This window comes from Amorphus coralli DSM 19760 (genome assembly GCF_000374525.1).
Classification (GTDB): domain Bacteria; phylum Pseudomonadota; class Alphaproteobacteria; order Rhizobiales; family Amorphaceae; genus Amorphus; species Amorphus coralli.
This window is the reverse complement of the sequence record NZ_KB894570.1, coordinates 870,019-891,991: the sequence shown is the minus strand read 5'-3', so window position 1 is coordinate 891,991 and position 21,973 is coordinate 870,019. Positions and strand designations below refer to the sequence as shown.

The following is a 21,973-nucleotide window of genomic DNA, read 5'->3' as shown; positions in this document are numbered from 1 at the left end:
CCACAAGGAATGCAGGACGATGGACTTCATCAGCGGTCTCGGCGGAACGGCGCTCTCCTATATCCTGCCGTTCCTGTTCGTCCTGACCATCGTCGTCTTCTTCCACGAGCTCGGCCATTTTCTCGTGGCGCGCTGGTGCGGCGTGGCGGTGCAGACGTTCTCCGTCGGATTCGGCCCGGAGCTCTTCGGCCGGACCGACCGACACGGCACGCGCTGGCGGGTGGCGGCGGTGCCGCTCGGCGGCTACGTCAAGTTCGCCGGTGACGAGAATGCCGCCAGCGTCCCCGACCACGAGGCCATCGCCCACATGACGCCGGAGGAACGCGCCTCGAGCTTCTTCCTGAAGCCCGTCTGGCAGCGCGCCGCCGTCGTGGCCGCGGGCCCAATCGCCAATTTCATCCTCGCGGTGGTCATCTTCACCGTCCTGTTCGTCTCGTTCGGCCGGCCGATGACCGCGGCCCAGGTCGATGCCGTGCAGCCGGATTCGCCGGCCGCCGCCGCGGGCTTCGAGCCCGGGGACGTGATCGTTGCCATCGACGGGCGCGAGATCGAGGCCTTCTCCGACGTACAGCGCGTCGTGAGCGGCAGCGGCGAGCGGCCGCTCGTGTTCACCGTCGATCGGGGAGGGGAGGCGGTCGAACTCACCGCCATCCCGGAATTCCGGGAAATGGAGGACGGCTTCGGCAACACCCAGCGCGTCGGCGTCCTCGGCATCAGCCGCGCCACCAGCGCCGACGCCATCTCGACGAAGACCTATTCGTTGCCGGAGGCCGTCTCCGCGGGTGTGCAGGAATCCTGGTTCATCGTGGCGCGCACAGGTGCCTACGTCGGCGGTATCGTGACGGGCCGGGAATCGGCCGACCAGCTCGGCGGCCCCATCCGTGTCGCGCAGGTCTCCGGCCAGGTCGCCACGCTCGGCCTGGTGGCACTCTTCAACCTCGCGGCAATCCTTTCGGTCTCCATCGGCCTGATCAATCTCCTGCCGATTCCCATGCTCGATGGCGGCCATCTGGTCTTCTACGGGATAGAGGCGGCACGTGGCCGGCCGCTGTCGGAGCGGTCGCAGGACATCGGCTTCCGGGTCGGACTGGCGCTGGTCCTGATGTTGATGATCTTCGCGACCTTCAACGACATCCGCCAGATCGCGGGGTCCTGAAGCGCTTCCAGGAAAAGTGGGCACCGGTTTTCCGTCCGGAAGCGCGTGAGGTAAGCGCCGCTTCCAGGAAAAGTGGGCACCGGTTTTCCGCCTAGAAGCGCGCCGGGAAGAGCCGCTTCCAGGAAAAGTGGGCACCGGTTTTCCGTCCGGAAGCGCGTGAGGGAAGAGCTGCTTCCAGGAAAAGTGGGCACCGGTTTTCCGCTGAGGACCTCCGCCGGAAGGCACGTCCGCAGGTCCGGGCGCTGATTCTACCGCCTGGGCGTGTGCCTCTGCATCGTTTGCGTCTTTTGGGGCAAGTCCGACGGCGCAGAATTCCGTCTTAAGCTTAAAAATCCGCTAACGGCGTCCGCCTTCCGGGGCCGCCGGTGTCATCCGTGGCCGCGTTGCTGGCGGATTCGACACTCTCCGCCAGCTTGCGTGGGGCTTGCGAAATCCCGGAAACCGGGGCCAGACTGCCTCAAGTCTTAACGAGCGTGGCGAACGCGCCACGGTCCCTTCCAAATCGTCGGAGCCGCGTCCGGCGTCGGGTTGCTTCGGCCCCAAAAGCCTGCAATACCAACGGCAATCGCTATTTTTGTTGCGCGTAGGCACGCCGCTGCCAGGCGGCGGAAGATGCGGAGCACCAGAGGGCAAATCCCCCGCAATGCACGCTTGTTCCGACTTGATCCGTAAGTTCGCACTCGTTCTCGCCGTCGCCCTTGTGGGCGCGATCGCGGTCCCTGCGACCGCTATCGTGGCTTCCCAGACCGCGGAGGCGGCCGTCGTCCGGTCGATCTCCGTCGATGGGAACACCCGCGTCGACGCCGAAACGGTGCGCGCGTACCTCACCATCAAGCCCGGCCAGAGTTTCGGTCCCGGTGACATCGACGAGTCGATCGCGACACTGTTCGCCACCGGCCTGTTCGCGGATGTCCAAATCGTCCAGCGCGGCTCCACCCTGGTGGTCACGGTTCAGGAGAACCCGATCATCAACCGGGTGAACTTCGAGGGGAACCGCGGCCTGTCGGACGAGACGCTGGAAGGCGTGGTCCAGTCGAAGCCGCGTTCGGTGCTGACCCGCGCCCGCGTGCAGAGTGACGTCGAGCGCATCCTCGAGACCTACCGCCGTCGCGGCAACTACGAAGCCAGCGTGACGCCGCAGATGATCGATCTGCAGCAGAACCGCGTCGACCTGGTCTTCGAGGTGGACGAGGGCGGCAAGACGCAGGTCGCGCGAATCACCTTCATCGGCAACAAGTCGTTCAGCGACGGTCGCCTGCGCGACGTCATCCAGACCCGTCAGTCCGGCTTCCTCGGCTGGCTGCGCACCACCGACACCTACGATCCCGACCGCTTCGCGGCCGACCAGGAACTCATCCGCCGCTTCTACTACAACCACGGCTACGCCGATTTCCGGATCGTCTCCGCTGTGGCCGACTTCGATCGCGAGCGGAACACCTTCTTCATCACCTACACGCTGGACGAGGGCCCGAAGTACAAGTTCGGCGAGATCGAGGTGGACACCACCCTGAACGATCTCGACCCCGAACAGCTGCGTGGCACGCTCGAGACCCGCAGCGGCCGGACCTATTCCTCCGAGCTGGTCGAGAAGTCGATCGAGAACCTCACGATCGAGGCTTCCAAGCGCGGCTACGCCTTTGCTCAGGTCCGCCCCCGTGGTGCCCGCGACTTCGAAACCAACACCATCTCGATCGACTACCAGATCGACGAGGGGCCGCGCGCTTACGTCGAGCGGATCAACATCTACGGCAACACCTCGACCCGCGACTACGTCATCCGGCGTGAGTTCGACCTGGTCGAAGGCGACGCCTACAACCGGGTGCTCGTCGACCGCGCCGAACGCCGCCTGAATGATCTCGGCTTCTTCGAGACCGTCCGCATCACCTCGGAGCAGGGCTCGGCCCCCGACCGCGTGATCGTGAACGTCTACGTGGAAGAGAAGCCCACCGGTAAGGTCTCCTTCGGTGTCGGCTACTCGACCTCCGACGGCGTCATCGGCGACGTGTCCATCGAGGAGCGCAACTTCCTCGGTCGCGGCCAGTACGTGAAGGCGCTGGTCGGTGGTGGCGAGAACACGACCAACGTCGAGTTCTCCTTCACCGAGCCGTTCTTCCTGGGTCGCCGCATCTCGGCCGGCTTCGATGTCTACAACCGCACGAGCGATGCCGACTCCACCCAGTCTTACGACCAGGTGCTGACGGGTGGTGCGATCCGCTTCGGCTTCCCGCTGAACGACGAGACGACGCTGCAGCCGTTCTACCGGATCTACAACCGCGACGTCGACATCCCGGACTTCACGACCGAGGCGAACTGCTTCCAGAACCAGACCACAATCTCGGATGCGGTCTGTCAGACGCAGGGCACCACCCTCACGTCGCTGGTCGGGGCGTCGCTGATCTACAACTCGCTCGACAACACGATCTTCCCGCGTGACGGCATCTACGCCAAGTTCACCCAGGAGATCGCCGGCCTGGGTGGTGACACCCACTTCTCGCGGACCAGCGCCGAGGCGCGCCTCTACCACGAGATCGTTCCGGCCTGGGGCGTGGTTGGCTTCCTCAAGGCGCAGGGTGGCGTCATCCAGTCGCTGAAGGACGGCCTGTACCTGCAGGACCAGTACTTCATCGGCGGCTCGGTGATCCGCGGCTTCGAGACCTCCGGTATCGGTCCGCGCGACGCTTCCACGGGTGATGCGCTCGGTGGCCGCTACTACATCGCCGGTACGGCGGAGGCGACCTTCCCGCTGCCGCTCATTCCGGAAGAGATCGGCTTCTCCGGTGCCGTGTTCTCCGATGCCGGCTCGCTCTGGAGCGCGGATCCGGATGCGCTCCCGCCCGGCACGACCGTCGAATCGGACGATTTCGAGCTCCGCTGGACGGCCGGCTTCGGTATCCTCTGGGAATCGCCGCTCGGTCCGCTGCGCGCCGATTTCGCCTGGCCGATCGTGAAGAACGAAGCCGACGAGACCCAGGTCTTCCGCATCGGCGGTGGCACCACCTTCTAGCCACCATCCGACTTACGGGGCTGGCTTGATCGACCTGCATTCTGCCGAATGCGGGTCGATCGACGTTTGGAGCCGGCGTCGCCCGCCGGGCCGTGCGCGGTTGCCGCACCGGTTCGGGGCGGCGGGCGCGCCTCCCCTTTGTGTCGCGGCGTGACGTGCTATAGGGATCGCGCCGCCTGAATCCAGCCCCCGGCGGAGCGGAGACGCCACGTCCATGTCAGAACCGGTTTTCTTTTCCGAGCCCAAGCCGCTGTCGCTTGCGGACCTGTCCGAACTGACCGGGGCGAAGCCGCCCGAACGCACGGCCGAGCGCTCGATCCGCGGTGTGGCCTCGCTTGATGCCGCCGGTCCGGACGATGTCTCTTTTGTCGAACACAAGAAATACTGGCCGGCGCTCAAGGCGAGCCGGGCCGGCGTGATCCTCTGCCGGGACGCCGATCTGCCCTACATCCCTGACACTGCCGTGCCGCTTGTGGCAGCCGCCCCCTACCGGTCATTCGCGCAGGTGGGGGCCCGGCTGTTCCCCGAGGCTGTGTCTGCGCCGGCCTGGACGGCGGACGGCATCTCGCCGGCTGCCCATGTCGATGCCTCCGCGCGGATCGAGGACGGTGTCACGATCGAGGCGGGCGCGGTGGTCGGGCCGGGCGTCGAGGTCGGAAGCGGGACCTGCATCGGCCCGAACGCCGTGGTCGGGCCAACGTGCCGGATCGGACGCGATTGCCGGATCGGTGCCGGGGCGTCGGTCCAGCATTCGCTGATCGGCAACCGCGTGATCGTGCATCCGGGCGTTCGCCTCGGCCAGGACGGCTTTGGCTACAACATGGGGCCGAAGCACGTGAAGATCCCGCAGCTCGGCCGTCTGATCGTTCAGGACGACGTGGAGATCGGTGCGAACACGACGATTGATCGGGGATCGTTACGCGACACGACCATCGGCGAGGGCACCAAAATAGACAACCTCGTGCAGATTGGGCACAACGTGGTGGTCGGCCGCCATTGCGTGATCGTTGCCCAGGTCGGAATCTCGGGCAGCGCCGAGCTCGGCGACTATGTCGTGCTCGGTGGCCGCGTCGCGGTCGGCGAGCACATCAAGATCGGCTCGGGTGCGATGATCGGCGGTACGAGCGCGGTCAACGACGACGTGCCGGCCGGCGAGCGCTGGATCGGCAGCCCGGCGCGTCCGGTGCGGGAGTGGATGCGCTCTCACAGGGCACTGGTCGCGCTTGCCAACGAGAAGCGCCCCGGTACAGGAAAGAGCGCGGATGATGGATGATCGAGTCGGAGGAGATTCGGGGATGACGGCAACGGGTGAGGGCGGCACGCTCGAAGCGGCGGACATCATGCGCGTGCTCTCGCTGCTGCCGCACCGTTATCCGTTTCTCATGGTCGACCGCATCGTCGACATGAACGGTGACCAGTTCGGCATTGGCATCAAGAACGTCACCTACAACGAGCCGCACTTCCAGGGGCATTTCCCCGGTCAGCCGGTGATGCCGGGCGTGCTGATCGTCGAGGGAATGGCCCAGACGGCGGGCAGCCTCTGCGTGGCCTCGCGTGGCGACAGGAAGCCGAAGGTCGTCTACTTCATGACCATCGACAAGGCGAAGTTCCGCAAGCCCGTCGTGCCCGGCGACGTGCTGGAATACCACGTCACCAAGATCAAGAACCGGCAGAACATCTGGAAGTTCTCCGGCGTGGCCAAGGTCGGCGACACCAAGGTTGCCGAGGCCGAGATCTCGGCGATGATCATAGACGAGTAGAGTTCATGGCGAGCATCCACCCGACCGCCATCGTTGCCGACGGCGCGGTGATCGGCAACGACGTGACCATCGGCCCCTATTGCGTCGTCGGGCCTGAGGTCGTCCTGGCGGACGGCGTCTGGGTCGCCTCGCACGTCGTCCTGGAGGGGCATACGGAGATCGGTTCGGGCACCCGGATCTACCCGTTCGCGAGCCTCGGCACCCCGCCCCAGGACCTGTCCTACAAGGGCGAGCCGAACCGGATCGTCATCGGCAGCAACGTCATCATCCGCGAGCACGTGACCATCAATCCGGGCACGGCCAAGGGCCACCTCCTGACCACGGTCGGTGATGGCTGCTACCTGATGGTCGCCTGCCACGTGGCCCATGACTGCCAGGTGGGCGACCACGTCATCCTGTCCAACAACGTCATGCTCGGCGGCCACGTGAAGGTCGGCGACCACGTCATCATGGGCGGCGGTGCCGCGGTGCATCAGTTCGTGCGCATCGGCAACCATGCCTTCGTGTCCGGCGTCACCGGCGTCGGCGAGGACGTGATCCCCTTCGGCAACGTGTTCGGCAACCGCGCCAAGCTCGTCGGCCTTAACCTTGTCGGCCTCAAGCGCCGGGGCTTCGACCGCGAGCAGATCCACACGCTCCGCAAGGCCTACCGCTACCTGTTCTCCAACGAGGGCACCCTCAAGGAGCGGCTCGAGGACGTCACCAACATGTTCGGCGGCGAGCCGCTGGTCGAACTGATCCTCGACTTCATCCGCGCCGGCGGCGAACGGGCGGTGTGCACGCCATGGGGTCAGGGGCAGAATTGAGCGTGGGCGCGGCCGCCGGAGAGGGGGCTGCGACCGGGTCCGGACCCGTTGGCGTCATCGCCGGTGGCGGCATGCTGCCGCTGGAGGTCGCCGAGGCGATCGAGGCGGCGGGCGGCCGGGTGGTGGTCGCCGGCATCGACGGCGAGGCCGATCTCGTCCTGCGCCGTCCCGATGCGCGCTCCTTCCGCTGGGGCCAGATCGGCGGCGCCATCGACCTCATGGCGTCCCGCGGCGTTCACGATCTCGTCTTCGTCGGCACCATCACCCGGCGTCCCGATTTCCGCTCGCTCAGGCTGGACGCCGGCACGCTGCGGCGATTGCCCAGGATCCTGCAGGCGCTGGTGGGCGGCGATGACGGTGTCGTCCGCAAGGTTCTCAAGCTCATCGAGGCGGAGGGATTTCACGTGCGCGGTATCGGCGAAGTCGCCCCGGCGCTGCTGGCTGCCGAAGGCCCTCTCGGGCGCCTTGGGGCCGATGACGATCAGATCGAGGACGCCCGCTTCGCCATGGCCGCGCTTGCCGCGCTCGGCCCCTACGATGTCGGCCAGGCGGCTGTGGTGATGCAGCGCCGGATCGTTGCTCTGGAGGCCGCCGAGGGCACCGACCGCATGCTCGCCCGCGTCGCCGAGCTCCGCCAGCTCGGCCGGGTCTCCACGAAGGGCGGCGGCGTGCTGGTGAAGCGGGCCAAGCCGGGCCAGGACCTGCGCACTGAGCTTCCCACCATCGGCCCCGCCACGGTGGCCGCGGCGGCCGCCGCGAAGCTCGCCGGCATCGTGATCGAGGCGGGCCGGACCATCATCGCCGACCGCCAGGAAACCATCGCCCAGGCCGACCGGGCCGGGCTGTTTCTGGTCGGGTTGCCGGGTGAGGGGGATGCGGCGTGAGCCAGGCGTCCGGTTCCGCTGACACAGGCGAGCCTCCGCTGCGCGTCTTCGTCGTCGCCGGCGAGGCCAGCGGCGATCATCTCGGCGGCGCGCTGATGGCCTCCCTGAAGGCTGCCACGGGCGGCCGCGTGACCTTTGCCGGCGTCGGTGGCGAGACCATGCAGGCGGAAGGGCTGGAGCCGCTCTTTCCCTTCTCCGACATCACGGTGATGGGCGTCGACGCCATCATCCGCCGGCTGCCGCAGCTCCTCTCCCGCATCAACCAGACCGCCGACGCCGTCGTGGCGATGCGGCCGGACGCCTTCGTCATCATCGATGCGCCGGACTTCACCCATCGCGTCGCCCGCAAGGTGCGCAAACGCGACCCCACCATCCCCATCGTCGACTATGTGAGCCCGACGGTCTGGATCTGGCGGCCCGGCCGGGCACGCGCCATGGCCGCCTATGTCGACCGGCTGATGGCCGTGCTGCCCTTCGAGCCGGAGGTGCACCAGCGCCTCGGCGGTCCGCCGACCACCTATGTCGGTCACCCCTTGCTGGAGACGCTGGCGCCGATCCTGCCGGATCGCGACCGACCGCTGGACCCGGCCGGCCCGCCGACGCTTCTCATCCTGCCGGGAAGCCGCTCCTCCGAGATCGAGGCGCTGCTGCCGGTCTTCGGCGAGACGCTCGCCGCCATCGCCGCCCGCGTGCCCGACGTGCGCGCCGTGCTGCCCGCCGTCTCGCATCTCGCCGGGCGCATCGAGGCGGAGGTGGCGACGTGGCCGGTGAAGCCGGAGATCGTCCACGGCCGCGCGGCGAAGCTGCAGACGTTCGGCGAGGCCCGCGCCGCGCTCGCCGCGTCGGGCACCGTCACCCTCGAACTCGCCGTCGCCGGCGTGCCCATGGCCGTTGCCTACAAGCTCGATGCCGTTGCCCGGGCGCTGCGCGTGGTCAACCGGGTCGTGCGTTTCGTCAACTACACCACCATGGTCCTGCCCAACATCGTGCTCGGCGAGAGGGCCATTCCGGACTTCCTGGAGGAGGATGTGACGCCGGAGCGGCTGTCCGCAGCCATCGTCCCGCTTCTCTCCGACACGCCCGAGCGCCACCGCCAGGTCGACGCCTTCCGCCGGCTCGACGCGCTGATGGCGCTTCCCGGGGGCGCGAAACCCTCGGAAATGGCGGCGCAAACGGTAATCGATACGGCGCGCGCCGGCCGGCCGCTCCTGGCGAACCCCCGCATTTGACCTGAAGCCTCGGGGCCGGCGCTGCGGTCCCGTTCGGTCCCGCATCGACCCCCCAACGAAAAAGGCCCGCGGAGGTCGCTCTCCGCGGGCCTTGTCGTGTTGTGCAGTCCGGCCGGGACTAGCTGCGCCGGCTGATCGGCACGTAGTCGCGGTGGTCGGCGCCGGTGTAGAGCTGGCGCGGACGGCCGATCTTCTGGTGCGGATCCTCGACCATTTCCTTCCACTGGGCGATCCAGCCGACCGTGCGGGCCAGCGCGAACAGCACCGTGAACATGGTGGTCGGGAAGCCCAGGGCGCGAAGCGTGATGCCCGAGTAGAAGTCGATGTTCGGGTACAGCTTCTTCTCGACGAAGTAGTCGTCGTGCAGCGCGATCTTCTCGAGCTCCATGGCGACGTCGAGCGCCGGATCGTCCTTGATGCCCAGCTCCGCGAGGACCTCGTGGCAGGTCTTCTGCATGATCTTCGCGCGCGGGTCGTAGTTCTTGTAGACCCGGTGGCCGAAGCCCATCAGGCGGAACGGATCGTTCTTGTCCTTCGCCCGCTCGACGAATTCCGGGATCCGGTCGACCGAGCCGATCTCGTGCAGCATGTTCAGCGCCGCCTCGTTGGCGCCGCCGTGGGCGGGGCCCCAGAGGCAGGCGATGCCGGCCGCGATGCAGGCGAACGGGTTGGCGCCCGACGAACCGGCGAGGCGGACGGTCGAAGTCGACGCGTTCTGCTCGTGGTCGGCGTGCAGGATGAAGATCCGATCCATTGCGCGCGACAGGACCGGGTTGAACTTGTAGTCCTCGCAGGGGACGCCGAAGCACATCTGCAGGAAGTTCGCAGAATAGTCGAGGTCGTTGCGCGGATACATGAACGGCTGGCCGATGGAGTATTTGTAGGCCATGGCCGCGATGGTCGGCATCTTCGCGATCATGCGAAGGCTGGCGATCATGCGCTGCTGCGGGTCGGTGATGTCGGTGCTGTCGTGATAGAACGCGGCAAGCGCGCCCACGACACCGACCATGACCGCCATCGGATGAGCATCACGGCGGAAGCCGGTGAAGAACCGGTTCATCTGCTCGTGGATCATCGTGTGGTAGGTGACGCGCTGAACGAAGTCGTTCTTCTCCGCGGTCGTCGGCAGCTCGCCGTACAGCAGGAGATAGCACGTCTCGAGGAAGTCGCCGTGCTCGGCGAGCTGATCGATGGGGTATCCGCGGTAAAGGAGGACGCCCTCGTCACCGTCGATGAAGGTGATCTTCGATTCACAGGCGGCGGTGGAGGTGAACCCCGGATCGTAGGTGAACCGGCCGGTCTGCTTGTAGAGCGACCCGATGTCCACGACATCCGGTCCGACCGAACCGGAGTGAATCGGGAAATCCCAGCTCTCCTCGCCGATCGTCAGTTTCGCGTTAGTCCCATCTGCCATAAGCACACCCCAATCTTGGCAAGATCGCAGGCGGATCGATCCGTGCGCGAGAGGCACCGATCGTCCATTCACCGCACGCTGACGGCGCCTTGCGATGGGTGGATTGTCGACGCTTGCCTATCCCATTTGGGGGTATGCCGCAAGCTTGGCCGCCCCAGTCTCGCCACATGAGAAAGGCTCCAGGCGGTGTTTCGCCAGCCTGGTCCGGCACCGTTGCGCGCGCGATGCCTGCATCGTGCGGCTGTCGCGCGCGAGCCCGCGCGGCCAGTCTCCTGGTCTGCCCGGTCACCATGGGCCCGACCCACGCCGTGGCCTGCCCGATGCAAGGGTTCGGGAATCGCCTCCTTTCTCGGGGGCTCGCAGGTCTCCCGGCTTGCAATCGCCGCGCGACCGGCTCACGAAAGATGCGGGGGTCGACGGGCGCGCCGGTGCGTGCGCTGGCGTTGGGGGGACTGATGCCGACAAGCAACGAATTCCGCCTGGTGAATTCCGCCGCCGCGTCGATGCGGCCGCGCAGGGCGGCGAGGCGCCCGGGCTGGGCCGTGATGGCGCTCGCCGGGCTCGCTGCGGGGCCGGCTCTCGCCGCAGACCTTCCGGCCGAGCCCGTCGCCGTCGACTATGTGCGGGTCTGCGGCGCCGCCGGCGAGGGCTACTATTACGTGCCGGGCACCGAGACCTGCATTCGCATGGCGGGCGAGGTCAAGCTGGACTATTTCGTCAACTCGTCGAGCGGCGACCGCACGGGCCATTGGCGGGACGACGACACGAGCGACTTCCGCGTCGAGGGCCGGATTCTGGCCTATTCGTTCACCGATACGGATTTCGGTGCCCTCACCACGATGATGGAGCTCTACTGGACCAAGGACGTCGACGACAACTACACGCCCACCGTCGATCACGCCTTCATCCAGTGGGGCGGTTTCACCTTCGGCCGCACCGAATCCTTCCATGATGCCGCCAACTACGTGACATGGGCCGAGATCTACACGCCGGCGATGTCGGACACGAAGATCAACCTCGCCGCCTACACGGCGACGCTGGCCGACGGTCTCAGCGCCACGGTGTCGATCGAGGACAGCACCGAGCGCCGGCTCGGTATCGCGCTCTACGCGCCGCCTGGTTCCGCCGCTTCGCCGGACATCTATCCAGACGCCATCGGCCTCGACGGCGGCGGCTACGGGGGCAGCAAGTGGCCGGATGCCGTCGTGCGCGTCATGACGGAAGGGGCCTGGGGAAGCGCCCAGGTCAGCGGTGCGCTGCACCAGGTCTACGCCGCCTACAACGGGGGCGGCGTGACCCCGTCCGGCGCGCTCGCCTGGGCCGCCAGCGGTGCCTTCACCGTCAATCTGCCGCACGGCGTCACGCTGGTCGGCACGGGCACCTACACCCGGGGCGCGCCGGCCTATGCCCATTCCAGCTGGTACGATTTCAGCGACACCGGCGCGCTCGCCTACGATGCGGCCTTCGATCCGGGGTCGGGCGATCTCGACCTCACGACCGCCTATTCGCTGTCGTTCGGCACCGCGTTCGATGTCGGCGCGGCGCAGCTGGCCATCCAGGCGGGCTGGTCGCGGTTCGAGGATGACACGGTCAGCCGGGTGACGGCCGGCGCCATAAATGCCGACTTCAGCCAGATCGACGTCCAGGCTCAGATCGGGTTCGAGCCGGTGAAGGATCTGATCATCGGCCTCGGTACCGAGTTCCAGTATCTCGACCACGATGACGCGGCCATCGGCCAGAACCAGCGCATGTCCACCTACCTGCACGTCGACCGGGTGTTCTGACGGTCGCGGACCGAGGGGCGCAAAGGGAGCGCCTTGCGCCGGACGGGCTCAGCCCTCGAACAGGGCGAACTGGGTGTCGTGCAGGCGTCGGTAGAGGCCGCCGGCCGCGACAAGGTCGCCGTGACGGCCTTCCTCCGCGATCCCGTCGCTCGTCACCACCACGATCCGGTCGGCGTGGCGGATGGTGGCCAGACGGTGCGCGATCATCAGCGTCGTCCGGCCGACCGAAAGGGCGGCGAGCGAGGCCTGGATCTCGCGCTCGGTTTCCGTGTCCAGCGCCGAGGTGGCCTCGTCGAGGATCAGGATGGGCGGATCTTTCAGGAAGATGCGGGCAATCGCCAGCCGCTGCTTCTGGCCGCCGGAGAGCTTCACGCCGCGCTCGCCGATGACCGTATCCAGCCCGTCGGGGAGGCTGTCGACGAGGCTGTCCAGCCGGGCGCTGGTAACGGCGCGGCGGATGTCCTCGTCCGAGGCGCCGAGGCGGCCGTAGGCGATGTTCTGGCGGATGGTGCCGGCGAACAGGAACACGTCCTGCTGGACGATGCCGATGTGGGCGCGCAGCGAACCGAGCTTCAGGTCCCGGATGTCGGTGCCGTCGACGGTGATGCAGCCGGCCGTCGGCTCGTAGAAGCGTGGCAGCAGCGAGCAGATGGTGGTCTTGCCGGCGCCTGACGGACCGACGAAGGCGATCGTCTCGCCCGCCCGGATGGTCAGGTCGATGCCGGTGAGCACCGGTTTGCCGGTGGCGTAGGAAAAGCCGATGTTCTCGTAGCGGATCTCGCCGAACCGGTCCGGCATGTCGATGGCGCCTGGCCGGTCGACGATGTCCGGCTCGGTGTTCAGGAGATCCAGATAGGAGCGGAAACCGGCGATGCCCTTCGGGTAGACCTCGATGACGGCGTTGATCTTCTCGATCGGGCGGAAGAACACCGTCACCAGAAGCAGGAAGCCGATGAAGCCGCCGTTGGTGAGGTCGCCGTTGATGACCAGCCACGTCCCGACGATCATGACCACCACCTGGGTGAAGCGCATGCCCAGGTAGCTCATGGCGATGGAGGCGGCCATCATCTTGTAGGCCGCGAGCTTGGTCTCCCGGTAGCGATCGTTGTCCTCGGCGAACAGGGCGCGCTCGTGGTCCTCGTTGGCGAAGGCCTGCACCACCCGCATGCCGCCGACATTCTCCTCCAGGCGGGCGTTGAAGGCGCCGACGCGGCGGAACAGCGTATGGAAGTTGCGGGTCATCCGGCCGCCATAGTGGCTGGTGAGCCAGGCGACCAGCGGCACGATGGCGCCGGTGATCAGGGCCAGCTGAACGTTCACCGTCAGCATCAGGATGAAGGCGCCGATGAACGTCATCACCGCGATGAAGACGTCCTCCGGCCCATGGTGCGCGACCTCGCCGACTTCCTCGAGATTCTTGGTGACCTTGCCCACCAGGTGGCCGGTCTTCTGGTTGTCGTAGAAGGAGAAGGAGAGCTTCTGCAGATGGTCGAAGCTCTTCCGGCGCATGTCCGTCTCGATGTTGATGCCCAGCATGTGGCCCCAGTAGGTGACCACCGACATCAGCCCCGCGTTGGCGATGTAGACGACGAGCAGGCCCAGCGCGGCAAGCACGATGATGCCCCAGTCACCGGCCGGCAGCAGCCGGTCGATGAACACCTTCACGGCCATCGGGAAGCCGAGCTCGAGCAGCCCCGAGAGCACCGCGCACGAGAAGTCGAGAATGAACAGGCCCCGGTAGGGGGCGTAATAGGAAAAGAACTGCCTGATCAGTCCCATCGTCCGTCCGTCCGGGGAAGGGGCGCGGGTACGCGCCGGAGCGGCCGGCGACGCGCGAGGGCTTGCGGGTCGCCAGGGCCGGTCCTGTTGTCGCGCGCCGGCGCCGGGAACTCAATCGGCGAGGGTCGTCGTCGCTCCGATCCGCCAGTAGGCGACGGACACACGCTCGGTGCGGGCGAAGCCGCGCTCCTTGTCCAGGAAACGGCGGATCTTGCGTGCCGTCGCCTGCTCGCAGGCGCACCAGACCTGGGTGTGCTTCGGCAGCGCATCCCAGTCGAGGCCGCGAATGGCGGTTTCCAGAAGGTCCGTGCTGCCGGCCGGGGCTCCGTCGCGCGACAGCCACTCGAGATCGACGCCGGCGGGCACCGTCAGCCTGTGCGCCTCCGCCTCGGCCGCGTCGGCCACCTCGAGGCGGACGCTGGCCCGCTGGCCCTCGGGCAGCATCTCCAGCATGCGGGCGATGGCCGGAAGGGCCGTCTCGTCTCCGGCCAGAACCATGTGGTCGGCGGCGGGCGGCATGCCGCCGCCGCCGGGGCCCAGGATTCCGACGACGGAGCCGGGCTCGGCGGACGTCGCCCAGTCGGAGCCCGGCGCGCCGTCGTGCACGACCACGTCCAGTGCGATCTCGCCACGGGCCAGGTCGACACTGCGCACGGTGTAGACGCGGGCCAGGAGCTCGTCCTCGCCCTTGGGCCACATGGTGCGGCCGTCCGGTGCCGCCCACGGCCACACCGGCCGGCGGCCCCTTGGCGGCACCAGCACGCGGATATGGAAGCTTTCCGCGTCGTAGAAGGCGGCGTCGCCCTTCAGGATCACGCGCTGCATGCGCGGCGTGAGCGGCTGCGAGCCCAGCACCATCATCTCGCGGAAATAGGGGATGGTGGAGCCGGTCTCTCCGTCACCCGTCCAGGTGAAGGCCAGCGTCTCTCCGTCACTGAAGGAATGCAGGTGCTCCGAGATCACCGACTTCATCACGAAGAGATGGCTGACCGAGGAGCTTTCGACCTGAAACGAGAGACCGGCATCGTCGGCCGCCACGGTGGCGCTGCCGTAGAAGGAGGTCACCCGGGCCGTCTCGCCCTCGTGCGCGACCTCCGCGTGCTCCTTCAGGTGGTCGCAGAGGCGGACCATCATGGCCGGCGGGTCGGGAAGCGGAACGTGGGTGGATGAGACGAGAAGGGCGCCTTCGGACATGGACGTTTCCGACGTTCGAGGAAGAGCGCGGGCGTCTGCGGGCCGTGGCACAGGCGGGCTCCCCGGGGCATCGGGAGCCGGTCCGCCGCCGCGCTCGGCCATCGCCCGGTGGGCGATGGCGCGTTCCCCGGCTCATGCCATGGATGGGCGCGGCTGGCGAGATAAAAATGGACTAGGATAGTCCGCTTTTTGGTGGCGGCGTCCCGGACCGGCTCAGCCGGCCTGGTCGCGGATCCGGGCAAGGCTCTCCTCGCGGCCCAGCGTTTCCAGCACGTCGAAGACCGGCGGCGAGGTTGTCCGGCCGGTCAGTGCGCAACGCAGCGGCTGGGCCACCTTGCCGAGCTTCAGCTCCGCCTCCTCGGCATAGGCGCGCACCACGGCCTCGGTCTCCGCCGCGGTCCAGTCGGCCAGCGCGTCCAGCCGGTCGGCAAGGGCGGCGAGGTGGCCGCGGGCGTCGCCGTCGAGGATCTTCGCCGCCTTCTCGTCCGGCGCAAGCGGGCGCGTGGCCCAGATGTAGGACGCGGACTCGATGAGATCGATCAGCGTCTTGGCGCGCTCCTTGAGGCCGGGAAGGGCCTGGCGCAACTGCTCGCGGGCCGGGCCGGCGAGCGTCTCCTGCAGCTCCGCGCCGGTTTCCAGGTGCGGCAGCAGCGCATCGATGGTCTCCAGGAGCGTATCGTCGTCGCTGCTGCGGATGTAGTGGCCGTTCAGGTTTTCCAGCTTGGCGAAGTCGAAACGTGCCGCCGAGCGGCCGATCTGGGCGAGATCGAACCACTCGATCATCTCCTCGGTCGAGAAGATCTCCGTGTCGCCGTGGCTCCATCCGAGACGCACCAGATAGTTCCTCAGCGCTACCGGCATATAGCCCATGGCCCGGTAGGCCTCGACGCCGAGCGCGCCGTGGCGCTTGGACAGCTTCGCCCCGTCCGGCCCGTGGATCAGCGGGATATGCGCCCAGGTCGGCACGTCCCAACCGAGCGCGGTGTAGATCATCGTCTGCCGGGCGGCGTTGGTCAGGTGGTCGTCGCCACGCACCACGTGGGTGACACCCATGTCATGGTCGTCGACCACGACGGCGAGCATGTAGGTGGGCGAGCCGTCGGAGCGCAGGATGACGAAGTCGTCGAGGTCCTTGTTGGGGAAGGTGACGTCGCCCTGCACCGCGTCGCGCACGACTGTGGAGCCCTCCTGCGGCGCCTTCAGGCGCACGACATAGGGGGCGCCCTCCGGCGCCTCGGACGGGTCGCGGTCGCGCCAGCGTCCGTCATAGCGCGGCGGCCGGCCCTCGGCCTTCGCCGTCTCGCGCATCTCCGCAAGCTCCTCCGCCGTGGCGTAGCAGCGATAGGCGCCGCCGCTCTCCAGCAGCTCATGGGCGATCTCGGCATGGCGGCCGGCGCGCTGCGACTGGAAGGTCGGCGCATCGTCCCAGTCGATGCCGAGCCAGGTCAGGCCGTCGAGGATGGCGGCGATCGCTTCCTCCGTGGAGCGCTCGCGATCGGTGTCCTCGATGCGCAGCAGCATGCGGCCACCCGTGTGGCGGGCATAGAGCCAGTTGAAGAGCGCGGTGCGCGCGCCGCCGATGTGGAGGAAGCCGGTCGGGGAGGGGGCGAAGCGCGTGACCACGGGCGTCGTCATTCTTGCCTCTTTCGGTTTTCATCATTTCGCGCATTCTACCAGAGGGCGTGAACGCGACAGGTTCGAGCGCGGCCCGTTTAGCACGGCGCCGACGAGCGCCATAGGGGCAGGAGGCGAAGCCGTGGCGCGCAGTGACGAGAGGCCGCGCGCGCAAAAACGCGCAGAACTGCGCAAGACTGCGCACCTGCGCACGCTGCGCGCTCCGGCTGGATTCCGGCTGCGCGTGCGTGCGGGCGCAACGATCGACTGGCTGGAGGACTGCCTGCGCGCCGACCTCGATCGCGGGCGCGGCTTCCTGTGGCTGCCGGTCGCCTTCGCGCTGGGGATCGCGCTCTACTTCGCGCTGCCGCGCGAGCCGCACTGGCCGACCCTCGTGGGTTTTGCGCTGGCGGCGGCACTGGCCGCGGCCCGGGCCCGGCGCATGGTGGTTGCCTTTCCGCTTCTGGTGTTCGCCGCCGCACTGCTCGCCGGGCTGGCGGCAGCGGCAGGCCAGACGGCGCGGGTGGCCGCTCCGGTGCTTTCCGCCGAGCGGACGCTGCAGGTGGTGGGGTGGATCGAGGCAAGCGAGCCGCGGCCGGACGGCGCGGTGCGTTACATCCTCCGGGTCCACGCCATCGAGCGCCTCGCGCCGGCACGGACGCCGAAGCGCGTCCGGTTCACCGCCCGCGGGCGGGGGCCGCCGCCCCGGGTGGGCGATGGGGTGTCGGTTCTGGCCCGGTTGGCGCCGCCGCGCGGACCGGTGCAGCCCGGCGGCTATGACGGCGCGCGCAGCCTCTTCTTCGAGGGGATCGGCGCCACGGGCTTTTCCTTCGGTATGCCGAAGCCCGCCGATCTGGGGGACGCTCCCGGCGGGGTCCGGGTCAAGGCGGCGATCGCGCGGGTGCGCGACGGCATCGCGAAACGTCTGCGCCAGACGCTCCCTGGCGAGAACGGCGAGCTCGCGGCGACGCTTCTGGTGGGCGACCGCGGTGGCATTCCGAAGGACACCCAGGAGGCCATCCGTGCCTCGGGCCTCGGCCACATCCTGGCGATCTCCGGGCTGCACATGGCGCTCGTGGCCGGTACCGTCTTCGGTGCGGTGCGTTTCGGCCTTGCGGCCCTTCCCGCGGTCGCGCTGCGCCATCCGATCAAGAAATGGGCCGCGGTGGCCGCGCTGCTTGCGGGCTTCGTCTACCTGGTTCTGTCGGGTGGTGCGGTGGCCACGATCCGCGCCTTCGTCATGGCGGCTGTGGCATTTCTCGCGGTCCTGGTCGACAGGCCGGCGTTGACGCTGCGATCCGTCGCGCTGGCCGCGCTGATCGTGATGGCGTTGGATCCGTCGACGGTGCTCGGTCCCGGCTTCCAGATGTCGTTTGCTGCCGTGATCGCCCTCGTCGCGGCCTATGAGGGGCGCGCGCACCGCGAGCGCCGGCCGCAGCTCCCGCCGAACGAGGCGGGACGCGCCCATCGGCTCGCCCGCTTCGCGGCAGTGTGGATCGGCGGCCTGGCGCTCACCTCGTTCATCGCCGGCCTCGCGACCGGCCCGATCGGCGCGTTCCACTTCCACCGGGTGGCGCCGCTGGGCCTTCTGGGCAACCTCCTCGCCATGCCGTTCGTCTCGCTCATCGTCATGCCCATGGGCGTCGTGTCGGTCGCCCTGATGCCGCTGGGTCTCGATCCGGTGACGCTGCCGGTCATGGGGCTCGGCCTCGACGCCGTGGTGACAGTCGCCGACCGCGTGGCGCGCTGGAGCGGCGATGCGGGAGCGGTGGGGCGGATCCCCGTGGCGGCCATCCTTCTCATGACGGCGGGGCTTCTCTGGCTGGCTCTCTGGCAGGCGCGCTGGCGGTTAGCCGGACTGGCGGTCATCGCGGCGGGACTGATGCTCGTTCCCGCCGCCCGAGTGCCCGATCTGCTGATCTCAGACGATGGCCGCGCGGTTGCCGCGCGCGGCGCGGACGGCAGATTGCGCATCGCCACGGCGCGGGGCGGCACGTTTGCAGCGGCCATGTGGTTGCGCGCCGAGGGAGACGAGCGGGAACCGGACGCAGCCGATGTCGGACGAGAGGTCGGGTGCGACGCCTATGGATGCATCCTGGAGGCCGTCGGGATCGGGTCGGCAGAAGCCAGCCCGCAGGGCCGGGACGATCCGCGTGCAGCCACGCCGGGGGAGGGACCACGTTCCGACCCGGGGGTCGTGGCACCGGACGGAGTGGGTGGCGCAGCCAGCAGTCGAATCGCCGATCGCGCGTCAGTCTCGACCAGCTCCCACCGGGCAACCGGTCCGCCCCCGGCACCGGGCGCGGTCCGAAAGCATGCAGCGGCCGCACCCGCCCGGTCCCCGCCACTCGTCGCGTTCGTCGAGGATCCGGGAGCGTTCTTGGAGGATTGTCGGCGCGCGACGATCCTCGTCACCCGACATGCGGCGCCGCCAAACTGTCACAGCCCGCGCCTGGTGGTGGATCGCGCCATGCTGCGCGAGACCGGCGCCGTTGCCCTTCACTGGACCGTGGCGCCGCCCGGCTACCGGCTGACGCGGGCGCGGCCGGAGGTGGCGCGCCCGTGGACCGCGACACCGGTTGTCAGACGCTGAGCGGCCCGGCCCGGTCTAGCGAAGCTGGGCCGACAACTCCGCTCAGTAGCGGCGGAACAACGCCACGAGCTTGCCCTGGATGCGGATGCGGTCCGGGCCGAAGATGCGGGTCTCGTAGGCCGGGTTGGCGGCCTCCAGCGCGATGGAAGCGCCCTTGCGCCGCAGCCGCTTGAGGGTGGCTTCCTCGTCGTCGACCAGCGCCACGATGATGTCGCCGTTGTCGGCGGTGTCGGAGCGCTTGATGAGCACCGTGTCGCCGTCGAGGATGCCGGCCTCGATCATGGAATCGCCCCGGACTTCGAGGGCGAAATGCTCGCCGCCGCTGACGAGGTCGGCGGGCACTGTCAGCTGGTGGCTTTCCTGCTGGATGGCCTCGATCGGCACGCCGGCGGCGATGCGGCCCATGACCGGCACCGTCAGACCTGCCGCTGCTGCATCCTCCGCCGGCGGGGGAGGCGCAGCCGGCGCCTTGCCGCGCGAGCCTTCGATCACCTCCGGCGCGAAGCCGCGCGAGCGGGCGGAGGCCAGCGACGGGCTGGCCGATTCGGGGAGCTTGATGACCTCCAGTGCCCGGGCCCGGTTCGGCAGGCGGCGGATGAACCCGCGCTCTTCCAGGGCGGTGATGAGCCGGTGAATGCCCGATTTCGACCGGAGGTCGAGCGCGTCCTTCATCTCGTCGAAGGACGGCGGAACGCCCGTCTCCTTCAGCCGCTCATGGATGAACATCAGAAGTTCATGTTGCTTGCGGGTCAGCATGAAGGTGGCCCCACCCCTCGGTCTGCGGCATGTCGAAAATGGTACAAAGCAGGAACGAAAGCTACACGTTCCATATGTGTTCCGCAAGGGTTAATGTTTGGTTGCCGATGCGTTGGGGCAGAGCGGGAACAGAGCGTGCGCGGCCTTTTGCAGACAGAATGCCGGCTGGATGGCAACCGGGGGTCGCAGGGGTGCGTCGGACTGGCCGGGCGCAGGCTGCCACGCACGCGAGGGACTGTCCGCGATTCTCGGGCGGGACGGAAGCGAAAGCTTTGCCGGGAAAGGGGCTCGACGGCTCAGAGCCGGAGAATGCGGCAGACGCTGCCGGCGTCGGCTTCCGGCGCGTTCGGCGGACGGACGATCAGCGCGCCCGAGGCCGACAGGGTCGAAAGCATCGACGAATCCTGCAGCGAGAAGGGCGTTGCCTCGGGCAGTGCCCCGTCCCGGATCGTGAGGCGGGCCCGGACATAGTCTTCCCGCCCGTCGTTGGCGCGCATGGGCTCGGTGAGCACCGCTTGCTCGAAATGCGGGCCGGGATTGTCGTCGCCCTGCAGGGCGCGGATCAGCGGTACCAGAAACAGCTCGGCGCAGACCAGGCTGGACACCGGGTTGCCGGGCAGGCCGAGCACCCGGATGGGGCCGAGATGGCCGAAGATCAGCGGCTTTCCCGGCCGCATGGCGATGCGCCAGAAGCCCAGGTCCATGCCCACATCCCCGAATGCCTGCCGGACGAGATCATGGTCGCCGACCGAGGCGCCCCCCATGGTGACGAGGACGTCGACGCCACGCTCACGCCCGGCACTCAGGGCGGCGACCGTGTCCTCCGCGTTGTCGCGGACGATGCCGAGATCAACCGGTTCGCCGCCGGCCGCCGCGATCATCGCGGCGAGCGCAGGCGTGTTGGAGGCGACGATCTGGTCGGGGCCCGGAACGTCGCCTGGCGCGACCAGCTCGTCGCCCGTGGCGATCAGGCCGACCCGGGGCGCGCGGGCCACGGGAAGCGCCGGGTGGTTCATGGCCGCAGCCAGCGCGATGTGCCGGGCGTGGAGACGGGTGCCGGCCATGAGCAGCTTGTCGCCGGTTTCAAAGTCGAGGCCATCGCGACGGATGTGGCGGCCCGGCTCGACCGGCACGGCGACGCGGACGGTCGCATCGTCGATGATCTCGGCGTTTTCCTGAATGAGGATCGTATCGGCACCGTCGGGAACCGGAGCCCCGGTGAAGATACGGACCGTCTCGCCCGCGCCCAGCGTGCCGGGATAGCGCCTGCCGGCTACCGAGGCGCCGACCAGCCGCAGGGTCGCGCCGATTTCCAGCGCATCGGCGGCCCGCACCGCGTAGCCGTCCATGGCGGATGCCGGAAAGGGGGGCTGCCGGCGGGTGGCGGAGAGATCGCGTGCGAGGATCCGTCCGGCTGCCTCTGCGAGCGGGACGTCCACCACGCCAATGAGATCCGCGTCGGCCAGGACCCGGGCCCGGGCCTCCCGGACGGGAAGCAGGCTCACGCGGTCGGCTCCGAGCGGTAGTCGCCCGAGCGCCCGCCGGACTTGGCGACGACGCGGATGTCGCCGATCACCATGCCGCGCTCAACCGCCTTGGCCATGTCGTAGATGGTGAGACAGGCGACGCTGGCCGCGGTCAGCGCTTCCATTTCCACGCCGGTCTTGCCGTCGAGTGCGACGGTTGCCGTGACCACAAGTCCGGGCAGCAGCTTGTCGACGTCGATGTCCACCTTGACGGAGGACAGCGCCAGCGGGTGGCAGAGCGGTATCAGGTCGTGGGTGCGCTTGGCCGCCATGATCCCGGCAATCCGCGCGGTGGCGAAGACGTCGCCCTTCTTCAGGTCACCGGCAAGGATCAGCTCCAGCGTCTCCGGGAGCATCGCGACCGAGCCGGTGGCAGTGGCTTCGCGCCGGGTGACGGCTTTCTCCGACACATCGACCATGCGGGCCGCGCCGGTCTCGTCGAGGTGGGTGAGCGTCGATCCGGCCATGGCGCGC

16 protein-coding genes are annotated in these 21,973 nt (G+C 68.4%); 9 read left to right on the top strand and 7 right to left on the bottom strand.

Annotated features, from left to right (window positions below):
- Positions 1 to 19 precede the first annotated feature (19 nt).
- The 7 genes from rseP to lpxB all read left to right on the top strand — a co-directional run bounded on the left by rseP (position 20) and on the right by lpxB (position 8,839).
- Positions 20 to 1,156, top strand: coding sequence for an RIP metalloprotease RseP (gene rseP / locus C507_RS0104030; protein WP_018698377.1), 1,137 nt, complete (start codon positions 20 to 22; stop codon positions 1,154 to 1,156).
- Between the two features lie 733 nt (positions 1,157 to 1,889).
- A complete protein-coding gene (gene bamA, locus C507_RS0104025) occupies positions 1,890 to 4,160 on the top strand; it encodes an outer membrane protein assembly factor BamA (RefSeq protein WP_210162076.1) in 2,271 nt (756 codons plus the stop codon).
- A gap of 214 nt (positions 4,161 to 4,374) precedes the next feature.
- Positions 4,375 to 5,433 (top strand): UDP-3-O-(3-hydroxymyristoyl)glucosamine N-acyltransferase, encoded by a 1,059-nt coding sequence (gene lpxD, locus C507_RS0104020; RefSeq protein ID WP_018698375.1) that lies wholly within the window; start codon positions 4,375 to 4,377, stop codon positions 5,431 to 5,433.
- 22 nt (positions 5,434 to 5,455) lie between these two features.
- On the top strand, positions 5,456 to 5,920 hold the full coding sequence (gene fabZ / locus C507_RS0104015; RefSeq protein ID WP_018698374.1) for a 3-hydroxyacyl-ACP dehydratase FabZ: 465 nt from the start codon (positions 5,456 to 5,458) through the stop codon (positions 5,918 to 5,920).
- Between the two features lie 5 nt (positions 5,921 to 5,925).
- Complete coding sequence (gene lpxA / locus C507_RS0104010; protein ID WP_018698373.1) at positions 5,926 to 6,726, top strand: acyl-ACP--UDP-N-acetylglucosamine O-acyltransferase; 801 nt, start codon at positions 5,926 to 5,928, stop codon at positions 6,724 to 6,726.
- A 2-nt stretch (positions 6,727 to 6,728) separates the two neighbouring features.
- A complete protein-coding gene (locus tag C507_RS0104005) occupies positions 6,729 to 7,610 on the top strand; it encodes an LpxI family protein (RefSeq protein WP_018698372.1) in 882 nt (293 codons plus the stop codon).
- Complete coding sequence (gene lpxB, locus C507_RS0104000) at positions 7,607 to 8,839, top strand: lipid-A-disaccharide synthase (protein ID WP_018698371.1); 1,233 nt, start codon at positions 7,607 to 7,609, stop codon at positions 8,837 to 8,839. The genes C507_RS0104005 and lpxB overlap by 4 nt, the downstream gene beginning before the upstream one ends.
- A 118-nt stretch (positions 8,840 to 8,957) precedes the next feature.
- Here the strand turns inward: lpxB and gltA are convergent, their stop codons facing one another.
- On the bottom strand, positions 8,958 to 10,253 hold the full coding sequence (gene gltA, locus C507_RS0103995) for a citrate synthase (RefSeq protein ID WP_018698370.1): 1,296 nt from the start codon (positions 10,251 to 10,253) through the stop codon (positions 8,958 to 8,960).
- Positions 10,254 to 10,708: 455 nt separating this feature from the next.
- Here gltA and C507_RS22240 point away from each other — a divergent pair, with 455 nt between their 5' ends.
- Entirely contained in the window at positions 10,709 to 12,037 is a 1,329-nt protein-coding gene (locus tag C507_RS22240; protein WP_018698369.1) for a porin, read from the top strand.
- 48 nt (positions 12,038 to 12,085) lie between these two features.
- Here the strand turns inward: C507_RS22240 and C507_RS0103985 are convergent, their stop codons facing one another.
- From C507_RS0103985 to gltX, 3 genes are all read right to left on the bottom strand, one after another.
- Positions 12,086 to 13,810 (bottom strand): ABC transporter ATP-binding protein, encoded by a 1,725-nt coding sequence (locus C507_RS0103985; protein WP_026318826.1) that lies wholly within the window; start codon positions 13,808 to 13,810, stop codon positions 12,086 to 12,088.
- A gap of 117 nt (positions 13,811 to 13,927) precedes the next feature.
- Positions 13,928 to 15,010 (bottom strand): siderophore-interacting protein, encoded by a 1,083-nt coding sequence (locus tag C507_RS0103980; protein ID WP_018698367.1) that lies wholly within the window; start codon positions 15,008 to 15,010, stop codon positions 13,928 to 13,930.
- A 213-nt stretch (positions 15,011 to 15,223) separates the two neighbouring features.
- Entirely contained in the window at positions 15,224 to 16,645 is a 1,422-nt protein-coding gene (gene gltX, locus C507_RS0103975) for a glutamate--tRNA ligase (protein ID WP_018698366.1), read from the bottom strand.
- A gap of 121 nt (positions 16,646 to 16,766) precedes the next feature.
- Here gltX and C507_RS20300 point away from each other — a divergent pair, with 121 nt between their 5' ends.
- Positions 16,767 to 19,217 carry a ComEC/Rec2 family competence protein gene (locus C507_RS20300; RefSeq protein ID WP_018698365.1) on the top strand — a complete coding sequence of 817 codons (2,451 nt, stop codon included), beginning with the start codon at positions 16,767 to 16,769 and terminating at the stop codon, positions 19,215 to 19,217.
- A 42-nt stretch (positions 19,218 to 19,259) separates the two neighbouring features.
- Here the strand turns inward: C507_RS20300 and lexA are convergent, their stop codons facing one another.
- The 3 genes from lexA to moaC form a co-directional block, all read right to left on the bottom strand.
- Positions 19,260 to 19,973, bottom strand: coding sequence for a transcriptional repressor LexA (gene lexA / locus C507_RS0103965; protein WP_018698364.1), 714 nt, complete (start codon positions 19,971 to 19,973; stop codon positions 19,260 to 19,262).
- Positions 19,974 to 20,269: 296 nt separating this feature from the next.
- Positions 20,270 to 21,478 carry a molybdopterin molybdotransferase MoeA gene (locus tag C507_RS0103960; protein WP_018698363.1) on the bottom strand — a complete coding sequence of 403 codons (1,209 nt, stop codon included), beginning with the start codon at positions 21,476 to 21,478 and terminating at the stop codon, positions 20,270 to 20,272.
- Positions 21,475 to 21,966, bottom strand: coding sequence for a cyclic pyranopterin monophosphate synthase MoaC (gene moaC, locus C507_RS0103955; RefSeq protein ID WP_018698362.1), 492 nt, complete (start codon positions 21,964 to 21,966; stop codon positions 21,475 to 21,477). Before moaC ends, C507_RS0103960 begins: the two co-directional genes overlap by 4 nt.
- Positions 21,967 to 21,973 lie beyond the last annotated feature (7 nt).